Source organism: Nonomuraea maritima, assembly GCF_900100395.1.
Taxonomy (GTDB): Bacteria; Actinomycetota; Actinomycetes; order Streptosporangiales; family Streptosporangiaceae; genus Nonomuraea; species Nonomuraea maritima.
Map to the genome: position 1 here is coordinate 22,702 of NZ_FNFB01000042.1, position 16,340 is coordinate 39,041.

At 74.1% G+C, this 16,340-nt stretch carries 10 protein-coding genes; 4 read left to right on the plus strand and 6 right to left on the minus strand.

Translation table 11 applies throughout. From position 1 onward, the window contains the following. The first annotated feature begins 67 nt into the window (after positions 1-67). The 4 genes from BLR04_RS36730 to BLR04_RS36745 are packed head-to-tail and all read left to right on the plus strand — an operon-like array spanning position 68 to position 5,309. Entirely contained in the window at positions 68-1,204 is a 1,137-nt protein-coding gene (locus BLR04_RS36730) for an ATP-grasp domain-containing protein (RefSeq protein WP_090773791.1), read from the plus strand. Then, positions 1,201-2,685: an IucA/IucC family protein gene (locus BLR04_RS36735; protein ID WP_245740944.1), complete on the plus strand. Its 1,485-nt coding sequence runs from the start codon at positions 1,201-1,203 to the stop codon at positions 2,683-2,685. The genes BLR04_RS36730 and BLR04_RS36735 overlap by 4 nt, the downstream gene beginning before the upstream one ends. Then, positions 2,686-4,242, plus strand: coding sequence for an IucA/IucC family protein (locus tag BLR04_RS36740; protein ID WP_090773793.1), 1,557 nt, complete (start codon positions 2,686-2,688; stop codon positions 4,240-4,242). It begins immediately after the preceding gene. Continuing rightward, a complete protein-coding gene (locus BLR04_RS36745; RefSeq protein WP_176903476.1) occupies positions 4,239-5,309 on the plus strand; it encodes a type III PLP-dependent enzyme domain-containing protein in 1,071 nt (356 codons plus the stop codon). The genes BLR04_RS36740 and BLR04_RS36745 overlap by 4 nt, the downstream gene beginning before the upstream one ends. Here BLR04_RS36745 and BLR04_RS36750 read toward each other — a convergent pair. The 6 genes from BLR04_RS36750 to BLR04_RS36775 all read right to left on the minus strand — a co-directional run. Then, positions 5,269-8,556: an ATP-dependent helicase gene (locus BLR04_RS36750; RefSeq protein ID WP_090773799.1), complete on the minus strand. Its 3,288-nt coding sequence runs from the start codon at positions 8,554-8,556 to the stop codon at positions 5,269-5,271. The two genes, BLR04_RS36745 and BLR04_RS36750, sit on opposite strands and share 41 nt — an antisense overlap. Continuing rightward, positions 8,550-11,729, minus strand: coding sequence for an ATP-dependent helicase (locus tag BLR04_RS36755; RefSeq protein WP_245740946.1), 3,180 nt, complete (start codon positions 11,727-11,729; stop codon positions 8,550-8,552). The genes BLR04_RS36750 and BLR04_RS36755 overlap by 7 nt, the downstream gene beginning before the upstream one ends. Positions 11,730-11,936: 207 nt before the next feature. Further along, the gene (locus BLR04_RS36760) at positions 11,937-14,684 is read right to left on the minus strand and encodes a CDP-glycerol glycerophosphotransferase family protein (protein ID WP_090773801.1); all 2,748 of its coding nucleotides are present in this window, start codon (positions 14,682-14,684) and stop codon (positions 11,937-11,939) included. Positions 14,685-14,890: 206 nt separating this feature from the next. Next, entirely contained in the window at positions 14,891-15,205 is a 315-nt protein-coding gene (locus BLR04_RS36765) for an MGMT family protein (RefSeq protein WP_090773795.1), read from the minus strand. Continuing rightward, positions 15,193-15,552: a hypothetical protein gene (locus tag BLR04_RS36770; protein WP_090773796.1), complete on the minus strand. Its 360-nt coding sequence runs from the start codon at positions 15,550-15,552 to the stop codon at positions 15,193-15,195. Before BLR04_RS36770 ends, BLR04_RS36765 begins: the two co-directional genes overlap by 13 nt. A gap of 22 nt (positions 15,553-15,574) precedes the next feature. Beyond that, positions 15,575-16,340 (minus strand): S8 family peptidase (locus BLR04_RS36775; RefSeq protein WP_176903478.1); only part of this gene is annotated, 766 nt, incomplete at its 5' end.

A 16,340-nucleotide genomic window follows, 5' to 3' on the forward strand; every position in this document is an offset into this window, starting at 1 on the left:
CGATCTCCGTGAGGCTAGGATGCGTCGGGTTAGGTTAGCCTTACCTGAGCCTGGGGGTGCATGGCGGTTGCGGCTCTACCTGACCGCGCTCAAGCCGACGGACGCGGTGACGGACGGTTTCCTGCCCGCGGCGCGGGCGCTCGGATGCGAGGTGACGATCCTCACCGACCGGCCGGAGCAGCACCCCGGCGCGGTGGCCTGCGACGTACGCGACCCGCGGGCGTTGATCGACGCGATCGAGCATCTCGGCAGGCCGGACGCGATCTTCTCCAACTCCGACCACCTGCAGGTGGAGACGGCGCTCGCGGCGGCGTACTTCGGGCTGCCCGGCAAGGACTGGCGGGCCTGCGCGGCCGCCAAGAACAAGTTCCTGATGCGCCGCCGGCTGCAGGAGGCGGGGGTGGAACAGGTGCTGTCCGTACGGCTCGGGCCCGGCGACCCGGTTCCGGAGCGGGTGCCGTACCCCGTGGTGGTCAAGCCGCGCGAAGGGGTGGCGAGCGAGGACGTCCTGTTCGTCGAACGTGATCTCGGCCGGGCGGTGGATCTGGTCAGGAAGCGGCGGCCGGGCGAGGCGCTGGTCGTGGAGGAGTACCTCGACGGGCCGCTGCGCACGCTGGAGACCCTCGGGGACGACGGCGGGCTGCGGGTGCTCGGCGGCTTCGCGACGACGCTCGGGCCGCTGCCGTACTTCGTGGAGGAGCGGCTCGACTGGGCGCCGGACGGGCCGCACGAGCACGTCCTCGGGGCGCTGCGGGCGCTCGGGGTCGGCCTCGGGGCCTGCCACACCGAGTACGTGGTCACCGCCGGCGGTCCCCGGATCGTCGAGGTGAACTACCGGGTGATCGGCGACCACTGCGACTTCCTGCTCGCCGATCTGCTCGGGGTGCCGCTGTTCGAGTGGATCCTGCGGGCTCATCTCGGGGAACGGGTGCCCGACCCGCCCCCGGCGACCGCGTACGGCTGCGCCGTCAGCCTGGTCGCCGACCGTCCAGGCACGATCAAGGAGGCTCCCGGGCACGAGTCGGTCGAGCGCGACGGCGTACGGCTGTGGCACCGGCCGCTGCGGGCGGTGGGCGACGTCGTCTCCCTGACGCACACCAACCGCGACTACCTGGCCGTGGTCCGCGCCACGGGTCCCGATCGGGCGCGCGTCGACGCGGCCGTCACCGCCTACCGCACCGCGCGGCCATGGGTGATCGAATGAGGGAGGCGTATCTCGCCGCCCGCGTCCTGGACGCGCTGCTGCGCGAGAACTACGGCGGGCTGGCCTCGCGGGTGGGGCGGACGCCGGACGGCGTCCGGCTGAACCTGCCCGGCGGCCGGCAGGTGCGGCTCGCGCCCGGCCCGCTGTTCCAGGACTTCGGGGTCGCGCCCGACGAGCGGCTGGAGCTGCGCGAGGTGCTGCGGGCGCTGGCCGAGGTCGCAGACCCCGCCGACGCACCGGGCGTGGCGGCGTTCACCGAGGAGTGCCAGGCGGCGCTGGCGGCGCTGGAGCTGCACGACGCCCACGCCGACGGTGTACGCCGCTCGAAGCCGTCGTACGAGACGCTGGCGGCGTTCGCCGACCACCCGGTCTACCCGACGTCGCGGGCCCGCGTGGGGCTGTCGGAGGCGGACCTGCTCGCGTACGCGCCGGAGTTCGGGCCCTCGTTCGCGCTGCGGTGGGCGGCGGCCCCGCGCCACCTGCTCCTCCCCGGCTCCGCCACCGGCCTGCCCGCAGACCTCGCCCCCGAGGGGATGGCGGCCGGGCGTGGAGAGGTGCTCTTCCCCGTCCACCCGCTGACCGTGGACGAGGTGCGGCGGATCGACGGCGTACGGCTGCTGGACGGGCAGGCCGTCACCGTACGGCCCACACTGTCGATGCGCACGGTCGAGGTGGGCCCGCGCCTGCACCTGAAGCTCCCGCTCCCGATCAGCACGCTGGGCGCGCGGAACCGGCGCTCCGTCAAGCCAGGAACGCTCGCCGACGGGGCCCGCGCCGAGCTGCTGCTGCGCGAGCTGGCCGACCCCGACGTGGTCCTCACCGACGAGCAGACGTACGCGCACGGCGGCCACGAGTACCTGGCGTGGATGGTGAGGAGGCTGCCGGAGGGCACGATCGTGCCCGTCGCCGCGCTCAACGTGCCGGGCGTGCTCCCCTGGCTCGACGAGATCCTGCCCGCCTACCTGCGGCTGCTGCTGCGCTGGAACGTCCGGCTGTTCGTCCGGTACGGCGTCGCCCTCGAGGCCCACCAGCAGAACCTCGCCCTGCTCTTCCAGGGCGACCGGCTGCGCCTGCTCGTCAAGGACAACGACGGCCTGCTCGCCTCGCCCGCCAGGCTGGCGGCCGCCGGGGTCGCGGTGCCGGAGTTCGCCGACGAGCGGATGCTGACCGACGACCCGCACGCGCTGGCCGACGTGTTCGTGACGATCACGCTGCACCTGGCGGCCGCCGCCGTGACGTTCGCGGCGCTGCCGCCAGGCCGGGCCGCCGCGCTGCTGCGCGAGACCCTGGCCGAGGCGCTCGACCCCTACGGCGACGAGCCCATGGCGCGGCTCCTGCGGGCCAGGACGCTCGACGCCGCCCGGCTCACCGGCAAGTCGATGATCACCGCGGGGACGCTCGTGGCCAAGGAGCGGTCCGGCGCGCGTGACGTCAACAAGTTCTACGGCACCAGCGGGCCCAACTACCTGAGGAGAACGTGAATGCACGGACTGACCCTCGACGCGGCCTCCGGCCCCGACGCCCGGCAGGCCGACGGGTTGGCCGAGGAGGCGGCGCTGGCGGCCCTGCTGCGGTGCTGCGTGCGGGAGGTGGCCGGGCCGCGCGGCCTGGTGTGGCCTGCCCCGCCCCTCCTGCTGCTGCGGGTGGCGGGCACGCTGCTGCGGGTGCGTACGCACGGGGGCGCCGCGCTGCGGTTCGACGGGCCCGCCGAGCGCCTGGAGTCGGGTGGCTGGCAGCGGCTCACGACCGAGGAACTGGTCCGGCTGGTGCAGAAGGAACTGCGGGGGGACAACGCCGAGTTCGCCGGGCAGGTGGCCGCCAGCAAGGAGGCCGTCGGCGCGATCGTACGGGCCCGCGCCGCGACCGTGCCGCCCGCCGACCCGTGGCTGGCCTCGGAGCAGGCGCTGGTCGCCGGGCATCCGTTCCATCCGAGCCCGAAGGCGCGCGGCGGCGACGGCTGGCTGCGCTACGCGCCCGAGGCGCACGCGGAGTTCCCGCTCCGGCTGCTCGGCGTGCGGGAGGAGGTGCTGGCAGAAGGCGGCGACCCGGCCGCGCTCGACGCGCTCGGCCGCGCGCCGGACGGCTACCGGCTGCTGCCCGCGCACCCCTGGCAGCTCGACCTGCTGCGGCCGGCGCTCGGCGGCGACCTGGTCGACCTCGGTCCAGGCCCGCTGGTGTCGCCGACGTCGTCCGTACGGACCGTCTACGCCCCGGACGCCGGCGTGTGCCTGAAGTTCTCGCTGGACGTGCGGATCACGAACTGCGTGCGCAAGAACGCCTGGTACGAGCTGGCCGGCGCGGTCGAGCTGACCGCGCGGCTGCGCCCGGTCTTCGCGGCGGTCGCCGCCCGGCACCCGGCCACCCGCTGGCTGGCCGAGCCCGGGTACCGGTCGGCTGCCCTCGGCACCCGGCTGCACGAGGGACTCGGGGTGATCGTCCGGCAGTCGCCGTGGGCGGTCTGCTCCCCCGGCGTGACGCCGGTGCTGGCCGCCGCCCTGGCCCTGCGTCCACCCGCCGGCGACCCGCGGGCGTGGTGGCGGGCGTACGTGAGCGTGGTGGCCTTGCCGGTGCTTGAGCTGTACTTCGCGCACGGCGTGGTGCTGGAACCCCATCTGCAGAACGTGCTCGTCGGCGTGGACGCCGCAGGCGTGCCCGTCGAGGCCGTCTTCCGCGACCTGGAGGGCGCCAAGCTGGTCGCCGGCCGCCACGACCTTTCGGGGCTCGACCCCCGGGTGGCCGACGCCCTCGCCTACGACGCCGAGCGCGGCTGGGCCCGCGTGGTCTACTGCCTGCTCGTCAACCACCTCACCGAGATCGCCGCCACGGTGGCGGGCCCCGATGACGGGCTGCTGCGCGAGCTGTGGCGGATCGCCCGCGACGTGCTCGCCGGGAAGGCCGCCGACCTCGGCCGGCCGCTGCCGCTGTCGGACCTGCTCGCGGGCGCTCCCCTGCCCGCCAAGGCGAACCTCGGCGTGCGCTGGGCCAGGGCCGCCGACCGCGCCGCCGGGTACGTGCCGATCGCGAACCCGCTCGCATGATCGGCCCGCGCGTCCTGGAGGCCGCCCTGCGCCTCGGCGAGGTGCCGGCCTACCTCTACGACCTGCCGGCCCTCGACGAGCACGTGAAGTCGGTACGCGCCGCGCTGGGCGACGTCGAGCTGTACTACGCCGTCAAGGCCAACCCCGACCCCGAGCTGCTGCGCGTGCTGGCCGCGTACGTGGACGGGTTCGAGGTGTCGTCGGCGGGTGAGCACGCGCACGTCACCGCGCTGTTCCAGGACCTGCCGGTGGCGCTCGGCGGGCCAGGGAAGACCGACGCCGAGCTGCGCCTGCCGCACCACCGCCTGCACGTCGAGTCGCCCAACGAGCTGCGCCGCCTGCTCGCCACCGGGCTGGAGGCCGACGTGCTGCTCCGGCTCAACCCCGGCCTGCCGGTGGAGGGCGCGGCGCTGACGATGAGCGGGCCGTTCGGCATGGACGAGGACGGGATCGCCGAGTGCCTGCCGATGTTCGGCGACCGGGTGCGGCTGCGCGGCCTGCACGCCCACCTGGCCAGCGGGCTGGAGGCGCCCCAGCTGCTGGAGCTGGCGCGGGCGCTGCTGGCGCACCCGTACGAGGAGGTGAACCTGGGCGGCGGGATGGCGGTGTCGTACGTGACGCCGCACACGCGGTTCGACTGGGCGGCCTACGGTGCGGGCCTCGCGGAACACGCCCGCGGCAGACGGCTGCGGATCGAGCCCGGCCGCGCGCTGACGGTCTACTGCGGCCACTACGTGACCAGGGTCGTGGACGTCAAGCGGGTGCGCGGCGAGGCGTACGCGGTCGTGCTCGGCGGCACCCACCACCTGCGCACCCCGGCGACCAAGGGGCACGACCAGCCGTTCACGATCGTGCCGACCGGCGGCGGCCCCGGCGTCGCGGACGAGCCGGTGACGTTCGTCGGCCAGCTGTGCACGCCCAAGGACGTGCTGGCCAGGAAGGTCGTGACCACGGTGCGGGTCGGGGACACCGTGGTGTTCGGGATGGCCGGGGCCTACGCCTGGAACATCTCGCACCACGACTTCCTCATGCACCCGAAGCCGGCGTTCCACCATCTGCGCGCCTGACCCGCTCGATCAGCGCGACCAGGCCGTCGCCGTCGAGCAGGTCGACCGGGCGGACGGTGCGGTTGGCGCGGACGTAGTGGAACGCCGCGCCGACCTCTTCCAGCGCCACCCCAGCGAGGTGCGACCAGGCCAGCCGGTACGCCGCCAGCTGCACCGACGCCACCCGCGCCGCCTTGCCCTTGGGCGGCTCGCCGGTCTTCCAGTCGACCACCTCGTAGCCGCCGCCCGGCCGCTCGAAGACGGCGTCCATGCGCCCGCGCACCAGCCGGTCGGCGATCATGGTCTCGAACGGCACCTCGAGGTCGAGCGGCCGCCGATCGGCCCACTCGCTCTGCTCGAACCGCTCCTGCAGCTCAGCCAGCCGCACGTCGGTCTCCTCCAGCTCCTCGTCGTAGAGCTCGAGGTCGTCGATGAGCCGCTGCTGGTCCCAGCGGGACTCCAGCCATTTGTGGAACGACGTGCCGCGGCGGGCCAGCGGCGCGGGCCTGACCGGGACAGGACGGCGGATGCGGCGGGCCAGCTCGCCCGGGTCCTGCGCGAGGGTGACCAGTGACGAGACGGTCAGCTTGGCGGGCAGCTCGACGACGGTGGCGGGACGGCGGCGGTGCAGCTCGCGTTCGCGCAGCAGCAGGTCGGTGTCGCGCTCCCAGGCCCGCAGCCGCTCCTCCTCGTACGCCCGCAACGGCTCATCGTCGTCGTCGGCGTCGTCGTCGAGGACGCCGGCCAGGGCGGCCTCGACCAGGTGGGCGCCGTCGAGCACGGACTCGTAGCGCAGCCCCTCCGGCGTGACCGGCCAGACGGCCTCGGCGGGCTCGGCCAGCAGCGGGTTGGTGGCGCCCGGGGCCAGGTCGCCGGCCCAGAACGAGACCCGGTCGGCGGTGTCGCGGATCTCCAGCAGGAACTCGGACGGCTCCAGCGGCTTGGTGGCGCTGCCCCAGCGGTAGCCGGAGGCGATCAGGTGGTAGTGGGCCCGGGTGACGGCGACGTAGGCGAGCCTGCGCTCCTCCATCAGGTCGCGCTCGCGGCACTGCTCGGCGAACGCGGTCAGGTCGTCCTTGCCCAGCCCGTCGAGCCGCGGCAGGTCGGCGGCGTCGCCGCGCAGCGGGAACGGCAGCTTGCGCGGGTTCTCCGTCCAGCGGCCGTTGACCACCGGGGTGGCGGGGAAGATGCTGCCGGTCGCGAGCGTGCCCTTGGAGCTGAGCAGCTGCGACAGGCCCGGCACCACCACGACCGGCCACTCGAGGCCCTTGGAGGCGTGGACGGTCATGAGCTTGACGCTGTTGCTCTCGCCGACCCGGCCGCTCTCCAGCCCGAACTCCTCGCTCTCCGCCGCCTGCAGGTAGGCGAGGAACGCGCCCAGCGTCGGGTCTTCCGCGTCGCCCGCGAACCTCGCCGCCGCGTCGAGGAAGGCGTCGAGGTCGGCCCGCGCCGCGAACGCCCCCGCCACACCGGCCCGCGCCGCCACCTCGATGTCGAGGCCGAGCCGGCGCTCCACCTCGCTGATCAGATCGGGCAGCGGCTGGGCGGTGTGCGCCCGCAGGTGGCGCAGCTCGTGGGCGAGCGCGACCAGCCGGGTGCGAGCCAGCGGGGAGTACGCCTCCAGCCACTCGGGCCGGTCGGGCAGCTCGTCGAGCGCGTCGACCAGGCTGCCGCGCTCTTCGGCCATGTCGGCCACCACCTGGTCGAGCGGGTCGTCCTCGCGGTGGCTGTCGCTCAGCTCGCGGGCCAGCTGCCTGGCGTGCTCGCCGAGCGCCCGCAGGTCGGCGGGGCCGATCCGCCAGCGCGGCCCGGCCGCCAGCCGGGCGAGGGCGTCTCCGGCCGTCGCGTCGTAGAGCACCCGCAGGGTGGCGACGATGTCGCTCACCTCGGGCACGGTGAGCAGGCCGCCGAGGCCGACGACCTCGACCGGGATGTCGCGGTCTTCGAGGGCCCGGCGCAGCGCGGGGAACTGCGAGCGCCTGCGGGCCAGGATGGCGACGTCCTGCGGCTGGATGGCGGGGGTCTTCTTGCGCTCGCCGTCGCCCCAGGGCAGCCCGTCGGGCGCGGTCTCGGCGCCCAGGATCCTGGCGATGCCCTCGGCGATCCAGCGCGCTTCGTCCTCGGCGGTCTCGTGGAAGGCGCACGTGACCCGGCCCCGGTCGATCCTGTTGGGGCCGGGCACCAGGACGGGCACCTCGCGGGCCTCCATGCGCAGCGGGAGCTGCACCCGGGCGGCGACGTCGAGGACGCGGTCGCCGTTGCGGAAGCTGACACTGAGCTGGCGGACCTGCGCCGGCTCGCCGGTGCGGGCCGGGAAGTCGCGCGGGAAGCGGCGCAGGTTGCCGGCCGAGGCACCGCGCCAGCCGTAGATCGACTGGCAGGGGTCGCCGACGGCGGTGACCGGATGGCCGCCGCCGAACAGCGAGCGGAGCAGGACGAGCTGGGCATGGCTCGTGTCCTGGTATTCGTCGAGCAGCACCACGGCGTAGCGGGAGCGCTCGATCTCGCCCACTTCCTTGTGGTTGGCGGCGATCCTGGCCGCCAGCGCCATCTGGTCGCCGTAGTCGATGACCTCGCGCGACCGCTTGAGCCGCTCGTACGCCTCCACCAGCGGCAGCAGCTGCTCTCTGGCCTCGTGGACGGTGACCGGCCGGCGCTGCGCGACCGTGGGCCGGCCCGGCAGCGTGTCGCGGCGGCCGCGCAGCCACTCGCCCACCCGCCGCACGTCGGCCGGCGTGCGCAGGTGTTCGGACAGCTCGCCGGCGAGCTCCAGCACGGCGGCCGTGACCGAGGGCGGGCTCAGCTCGATGCGGTCCATCGGGCCGTCGTACATCGCCACCACCCGCGACGCGAGCTGCCACGACACGGCCGGCGTGACCAGCCGCATCGTCGGCTCCAGGCCCTCGCGCAGCGCGTGGTCGGTCACCAGGCGGGCCGCGTAGGAGTGGTAGGTGGAGACGGTCGGCTCCTCGTCGAGCGCGTCCGGCGCGATCAGGCCGGCCTCGACCAGGCCGCTCAGACGCTCTCTGACCCGGGTGGCCAGCTCGGCGGCGGCCTTGCGGGTGAACGTCAGGCCCAGCACGTTGGACGGGCTCACCAGGCCGTTGGCGACCAGCCAGACCACGCGCCCGGCCATGGTCTCGCTCTTGCCTGAGCCCGCGCCCGCCATGACGACCATGGGCTCGAGCGGGGCCTCGATGACCTCGGCCTGTTCGCGGGTGGGGGGCAGGATGCCGAGTTTCCCGGCGAGTTCTTGAGGGTTCAGCACACCTGGCCCCCGCTGTCGTTGACGGGGCAGCTCGACCGGGCCGCGCACGTGCGGCACCCGTCGTTGACCTTGGCCTGGAAGTAGGGGCCCGACATGCCGACCGCCACCGTGTCGACCAGGTCTTTCGCCCAGCCGGGGTTGGGGTCGTCGCCGAGCGCGCCCTGCGTCTGCTCCAGGGCGTTGTTCTTGCCGGCCGCCTTGCCGAGCTGCACCAGCGCGGCCCCGCCCGGCTCGGTCATGCCGTGCCGGGCGAACGCGCCGAGCAGCGCCGCCAGCTGGTAGACGCCCAGCTGGGGGTGGCGGCCGATCTCGCCCGGCTTCGGCTTGGAGCCGCCGGTCTTGAGGTCGATGATGACGGCCCGGTCGCCGTCGCGCTCGACCCGGTCGACGCGTCCCTTGATCTGGACGCCCTCGGAGACCGTCGCGGTGAACGCCTCTTCCAGGGCCACCAGCTCGCGCGGGTTGCTCTCGTGCCAGCGCAGGAACTTGCCGATCATCTGCTCGGCGACCTCGCGCTGCTTGCGGTTGTACCAGGCGCCGCCGAAGTCGAGCTCCTTCCAGACCTGGTCGAGGCGCTCGCTCAGGAGGTCTTCGCTGGGCAGGTCGGTGGCGGCCAGCACGGCCAGGGCGTGGATGACGTTGCCGAGGCCCTGGGCGGTGCTGGTGCCGGCCGCGCCGACCGCCGTCTCCAGCAGCCAGCGCAGGCCGCACTTGGTGAAGCTCTCGACCGCGGACGGGGAGATGCTGACGACGCCGTCGGGCCAGCTCAGCGGGCGGTCGTCGGACATGGGCGTGAGTGCGTACCAGTCGTTGGGGTGGGCGCCCTGGACGCCGGCGGCGGCCAGACGGGCCAGCTGCCGGGCGGCCCGCTGCCGGAGCCTGCGCGGCCTGGTGGGGTCGGTCACGGCGCTGCGCAGGTCGGCCACCAGCGCGGACAGGTTGAGCCAGCGGGCGCGGTCGTCGACCGTCGCCTGCTCGACCGCACCGGGCATCAGCTCCGACAGGAACCGGGACGGCCGCTCGTCGGTGTCCTCGCCGCCCACGGCGGTGACCACCAGCCTGCGCCGCGCCCGGGTCACCGCCACGTAGAACAGGCGGCGCTCCTCGGCCAGCATCTTGGAGTGGAGGGAGGCGGCGTTGGGCTCGGCGCCCTCGACCACCTCGACGAGGTCTTCGACGCCCAGCAGGGAGCCGCGCAGCCGCAGGTCGGGCCAGACGCCCTCCTGCACGCCCGCCACCACGACGACGTCCCATTCGAGGCCCTTGGCGCGGTGGGCGGTCAGCACGCGGACGGCGTCGCCCTCGGGCGCCCGGTCGGCGAGCGTGTCGCCCGGGATCTCCTGTGCGGCGAGGTCGTCGAGGAACACCTCGGGGCCGGCGACCGGCATGCGGTCGACGAACCTGGCGGCGTGGTCGAACAGGGCCACCACGGCGTCGAGGTCACGGTCGGCCTGCGCGCCCCTCGGGCCGCCATGGAGGCTCAGCTCGGTCCAGCGTTCGGCGAGGCCGCTGGCCTGCCAGACGGCCCACAGGACGTCTTCCGCGGTGCCCTGCCCGCCGACGGCCTCGCGCGCTGCGGCGAGCAGCCGCGCCACCCGCTCGGCGGGCAGCGCGACGTGCGGCTCGACCCGGGTGAGCTCACGCGGGTCGTGGATGGCGGCCACCAGCAGCTCGCCCGACGAACGGGCGTCTCCTTCATCCTCGGCGGCGTGCACCGCCTCGTTCTCGGCGATCTTGAGGGCGCGGCGGAGGCGGCGTACGCCGATCATGTCGGTGCCGCCGAGCGGACCCGTCAGCAGCTCTTCCGCCACCGCCTCGTCGAGGAACGACGGGTCGAGCGCCACCCGCAGCAGCGTGAGCAGCGGCCGCACGCCAGGCTCCTGCGCGACAGGAACCTCGTCGCCCGCGATCATCGTCGGCACCCCGGCGTTGAGCAGCGCCCGCCGCAGCAGCGGCACCTGCCGCCGGGCCGAGCGGACCAGCACCGCCATGCGGCGCCACGGCACGCCGTCGATCAGGTGGGCGCGGCGCAGCGTGTCGGCCACGATCGCGGCCTCCTGGCTGGTGCTGTCGGCCAGCAGCACCCGCGCCTCGCCCGGGCCGGCGTCGTCGGGCGGCAGCAGGTCGCGGTGCCCGTGCCGGTGGTCGTGCTCGGGAGTAGGGGCGACCGGCAGCCTGGCCGCCACCCTGCGGGTGGCCTCCAGCAGGTCGGCGCCGCTCCTGCGGGACCGTCGCAGCGCCAGCACCGGCGCCTCGCGCCCGTCGAACGTACGGAAGCGCTCGGGGAAGCGCATGATGCGCTGGACGTCGGCACCCCGGAACCCGAAGATCGACTGGTCGGGGTCGCCGGCCACGACAAGGGTGCGCCCGTCGCCCGCGAGCTGCGCCAGCAGCAGCTCTTGTGCCGGGTCGGTCTCCTGGTACTCGTCGACGAGCACGACCTCGTGCGCCGCCCGCTCGCGCTCGCGCACGTCGGGACGGGCCAGCAGCGCGGAGGCGGCCCCGACCAGCTCGGCGTAGTCGTACGTCTCCTCGGGGGCGAGGTCGAAGCGGACCTGGTAGCGCTCGGCGAACCGGCCCGCGGCCACCCAGTCGGCGCGCCCGTGGGCCAGGCCGAGCGCGACCAGCCGCTCGGGGTCGAGCCCGCGCTCGCTCGCCCGCGACAGGAAATCGCGCAGCTCCTCGGCGAACCCACGGGTCTTGAGCGGCTCACGCAGCGACGCCGGCCAGTCGAGTGCGCCGGCCTCCAGCTCGCCGTGGAGCAGCCGCCGCACCTCGAGCAGCTGCTCGGGGCCGGTGAGCAGGCGCGGCGGGGCCTTGCCCGCGAGCACGCACTCGCGGCGCAGCAGCGCGTACGCGTAGGAGTGGAAGGTCATGGCCAGCGGGGTGCGGGTGGTGCGGCGCAGCCGGCCGGTGACGCGGCGGCGGAGGTCTTCCGCTGCCTTGCGGCTGTAGGTGAGGACGAGCACCCGCTCGGGGTCGGCGCCGCGGCGCTCGATCCGGTCGACCACGCTCTCGACGATGGTCGTGGTCTTGCCCGTGCCGGGGCCGCCGAGGACGAGCAGCGGGCCGGCCTCGTGGCGGACCGCGGCGCGCTGGTGCTCGTCGAGCACGGGGGCCACAACGGGCCCCCCGGCGCCGCTGCGCACCAACCGCCAGGTCTGAGCACTCACAGCACTAGATTCCACCAGACCTCAGGGACAGATCGTGCCGATTGCCCGGTCTCCCCTTTGCGATCCGCCCACCGTATCGGTGGATATATCGGGATTCTTCGCGACACGCCGGTGGTCGTGTTCGCCCGCAGCGTCATCGCCGTCCCCTCGTACAACGCGACACGCCCCGGGCAGGAGGGTCCTGCCCGGGGCGTGTCGCAGGAGGACTCAGCCCCAGAGGTGGTCGACCACCCTGGCCGTGGCCTTGCCGTCGTCACGCGGCGCGAACGTCGCGCGGAAGGCGTCGTAGCGGTCGGCGTGGGCGGCGGTGACCTCGTCGATCGACCGCAGCGCCTCGATCACGTCGACCGACGTCGACAGCAGCGGGCCCGGCCCCTGCTCGGCGAGGTCGAGGTAGACACCCCGCTTGTTGGAGTACTTCGCCAGGTCGTAGCCGTACAGGAGGATCGGCCGGCCCGTACAGGCGAAGTCGAACATGACGGACGAGTAGTCGGTCACGAGGACGTCGGCCACGAGGAGCAGCTCGGCGATGTCCGGATAAGTCGTGACGTCGCGAGCAATGTCCGGGACGGCGGGCACAGCCTGCATCGGGTGCGCCCGGACCAGGATCTCGTGGTCGGCGCCCAGCGCCTGGCGGGCCTTGGCGAGGTCCAGCTTGACCATGGCGTTCTTGCGGTCGTAGTCGCGCCAGGTCGGCGCGTACAGGACCACGCGCTTGCCCTCGGCCAGCCCGAGCCGCTCGCGCACCCGCGCGGCGAGCTCGTCGCGGTCGGGCGAGGTGAGCACGTCGTTGCGGGGCAGCCCGCTCTCCAGCACCTCACCCTTGTAGCCGAACGCCTTGCGCAGCGTCTCGGTCGCCCACGGCGACTGCGACAGCATCAGGTCCCAGCCGCGCACCTCGGCCGCCTGGCGGTGGTAGACGGGCGGCCTCGGGTCGCGCCGCATGTGGGCCTGGTCGTTGCCGACGAACTTGACCGGGGTGCCGTGCCAGGTCTGCACGACCACCTGGTCCTCGCGGGCCCGGAACCAGGCCGGCAGGAACGCGTTGGTGATGATGTGGCGCGAGCGGGCCAGCGCCTCGTGGTGCTCGCGGCTGCCCGCGCGCACGACCTTCGCCTCGCCCGGCGGCACGAACGCGCCGTCCTTGACGACCCAGATGTGCTCGCGGTCGTCGCCGCGCCGCAGCCGCTCCTCGTAGACGGCCCGGACGCTGTCGGCGTACAGGCGGCCGTCGTTGACGACGTAGACGGTCGACTCGCGCAGCGGCTCGCTGCGCTGCGCCGGGTAGAACACGCGGCGCAGCACGTGGGTGCCGGCCACCCCGCGCTCGTCGGCGGGCCGGTCCTCCTCCGACGTGATCACGGGGACGTCGAAGCGGGTCGACACCATGCGGAAGACGTGACCGCTGAACGTGCGCGGGTCCTCGTCGAGGCCCGGCAGCGCGGCGTGGTCCATCCGCAGCGGCACGATCTCGCCGGACGGGTGCCGCAGCGACATGCTCCAGGTGCCGGACGCCAGCGGCACCGGCTCGCCGAAGCGGTCCATCGCGCCGGGCTCCACGCGTACGGAGAACGCGGCGCCGGAGCGCTCCATCGGCAGCTGGTACGACAGCCCCGACCGGTGGCGCAGCGTGAGCGTGCGCGGGCCGGAGGCGTCGGGGTAGTCGCCGCGCAGCACGAGCGCGGAGCCGTCCCACCCGGCCGAGGTGATCACCGGACGGATGCGGTGCGCCGAGACGACGATGCGGTCGCGGCGGTCGGCGAGCACGGTGATCTCGCGGTCGTCCACCGTCGCCCTGGTCTCGGCCGAGTCGCCCAGCATCACGGACGCGGCAGGGTCGCCCTTGGGCTCGATCCAGAGCCGCCGGCCGTCCTTCTCCTGCAGCAGCGCGGGCACCGCCAGGCCGACCACGACGTCGGTGCCGTCACCGGACGGCGCGAAGTCGGCGGCGATGCGGTGTCCGCCGAGCCTGGCGTGGCCCTTGCTCACCGTACGGCCAGGCAGGTGGACCTTCAGCTCCAGGCGCTCGCCGTCGAGGGTCACGCCGGCCAGCTCGGCCCTGTTGGGCTGGAAGACGACCTGAAGGGCGCGGTCGGACGTCCAGACCGGACGGATCCACCAGCCGGGCTTCAGCCGCAGCCCCGCGGGACGCTCGGGACGGCCGATCGAGGAGCCGCGCAGCAGGCCCGTCGCCCGCGCGCCACGGCTCCAGAACACGATCTCGGCCCGCCACGTCGTGGCGTCGGGCACCGACGGCCGGTGGCGCATGCGGCGCCGTACCGCGGAGACGACACCGCGCAGGCCCGCGCGCCAGCGCAGCGGCCACGGGCTCAGCTCGGCGACGAATCCTGACCAGTCGTAGTTGCACCCGGGCTCGCGAGCGCCGTGGGTGGCCTCGGGGGCCAGGACGCGACGCGTGCGCATGCGGATCGGAGGCAGCCAGCGCGGCCCGCGCAGCACCACGGTCGCCCGGTTGAAGCGGCGGCTGCGGACCGAGAGCCCCGCCAGGTAGGCGAAGCCGGTGACGCGCAGCTTGCCGCCGTCCCAGACGATGTCGTCGATATGGGTCACGGGCACCAGGTCGGAGCGCCGCAACCGGTAGAGGTCTGCCGGCAGTTCGTCGCGGAAGGGCAGGTCGCCGTACCAGCGCAGACCCTTGCGGATGCGCTTGGACGGCTCCGCCGCCGCGGCCACCACCGCCGTCAGTGTCTCGCCGTCGACGAGTTCCTCGTCGGGGCGATGCTCGATCAGGTGGCAGACGAGGCGCCGCCCTACCGGCAGGTCGCGTTTGACGCGGGCGTCGACGCCCGCGAGGTAAGGACGTACGAGGTCGAGCATCTCCCGCCGTCGCGCCGCGCCGCGTTTGACCGCAAGGTCGATGCGGTTCCCGAGGGAACCGCTGAGGACCTCGCTGTCGAACGCCGCGTCGCGACCGCCGGGGCCGATCGCTCGCATGACCGCTTCGAGAGGCTCACCACGATCGCAAAGATCCTGGACAGCCTTGAGGCGGTCGGCGAGCGAGTCGCCGCCCTGGCTCTGGGCTGTGACGCCGGTGGCCATGTGGGGGCACCGCCTTTCGGGCACCATCAGTGTTCAGCCCATGGTAAGGGGAGTCACATGTCACAGATTCGCCCGATAACCGAAGGCGCAGGTCAGCGTCGTTACTGAAAATCGCCTGAACGCCCGTCCCATCGGGCTTTTCGCATGTCCACCCGTTCGCCGCGCAGCGGGGTGCCCTCCTCGCGCCAGTGGGCCAGGCACTCGCGCAGGTGGTCGGGAGCCGCGCCGGAGCCGTCGGCGTGCACGACGCGCCACCACGGCACGCCGCCGCCCCACGTCGCCATCACCCGGCCGACCTGGCGCGGACCGCCCTCACCGAGGTACTCGGCGACGTCGCCGTAGGCCATGACCTTGCCGGGCGGGATGCGCTCGACGAGGTCGAGGACCCGCTCGGCGAACGGGTTCACGGACTCCACGCCGCCGGGCCCGCGTCGATGATCTCCTCGAACTTGCCGAGCTCGGTCACGCCGCCCGGCGTCTCGACCTCCATGACGCCGTCGCGCAGCGCGTAGACCTCGCCGTCCTCGCCCACCAGCCGGGCGCCGAGTGCGGAGGACAGGCGCAGCAGCTGGGCCACCTGCCAGTCGGAGCCCGGCTCGCCGACCAGCTGGTCGCGCCAGCGGGCCACGGTGTGCCGCTCACCGGCGTGACCGGCCACGATCTCGTCAGTCCCGCGCAGCTCGAACCCGGCCGGCGCGATGGCCCTCGCAAGCTCCGCGAAGGCGAGTGGCGACTCCCGCACCACCCGCAGCTCGTATCCCATGACGGGGGACCATAGCGGATCTTTACTCCTTGCGCTGATTGAGCACGATGATGGCCCCGCAGAACGTGACGAGCGCCACCAGGACGCCTCCCCCGTACAGCACCAGGCGCAGCGGATCGGACCCAGGACGGGTCGGCAGCGGAGAGTTCTTGCCCTGACCGAAGTGGTCGATCGAGGACTCGACGCTGCGCTTGATCCCGGTGAACCGCCCGGCGGCGTCGAGCGCGGCGGCGGCGTCCACCACGCCGAAGCCGATCTGGTCGTCGTACCCGCTGGCGGGACGGCCCCGGGTGCTCGCCACCAGGGCGCGGGCGACCTGCTCGGGAGCCATGCCCGGGTAGCGCGACTTGACCAGCGCGGCGACGCCCGCCACCAGCGCCGCGGCCGAGCTCGTGCCCTCCGACAGCTCGTGGCCGCTGCCGCGCTTGACCACGGGCACCCGCACGCCCGGCGCGGAGACCAGCACCGACAGGTTGTCGCTGCTGAACGGGGCCCGCCGCCCCTGCCGGTCGGTGGCGGCCACCCCGATGACCCCCGGGTAGCCGGCCGGGAAGCTCCAGTACGAGGTGCCCTTCTCCTTGGCGTACGTCGTCTGCCCGTCGTTGCCGGCGGCGGCGACCAGCACGACGCCCTTGCTCAGCGCGTACGAGACCGCCTCGCGCTCCGCCCTGAGCGGGCCGTACGAGCCGATGGACATGCTGACGACCTGGGCGCCGTGGTCGGTGGCGTAGCGCAGGGCGCGGGCGAGCGGGCTCTCGGTGACCGGGCCGTCCTCCTGCTCCTCCGAC

Coding starts and splice junctions, on each gene's coding strand:
- BLR04_RS36760 (WP_090773801.1), bottom strand. CDS start 14,684: ATGCGAGCGATCGGCCCCGGCGGTCGCGACGCGGCGTTCGACAGCGAG.
- BLR04_RS36770 (WP_090773796.1), bottom strand. CDS start 15,552: ATGGGATACGAGCTGCGGGTGGTGCGGGAGTCGCCACTCGCCTTCGCG.
- BLR04_RS36740 (WP_090773793.1), top strand. CDS start 2,686: ATGCACGGACTGACCCTCGACGCGGCCTCCGGCCCCGACGCCCGGCAG.
- BLR04_RS36745 (WP_176903476.1), top strand. CDS start 4,239: ATGATCGGCCCGCGCGTCCTGGAGGCCGCCCTGCGCCTCGGCGAGGTG.
- BLR04_RS36735 (WP_245740944.1), top strand. CDS start 1,201: ATGAGGGAGGCGTATCTCGCCGCCCGCGTCCTGGACGCGCTGCTGCGC.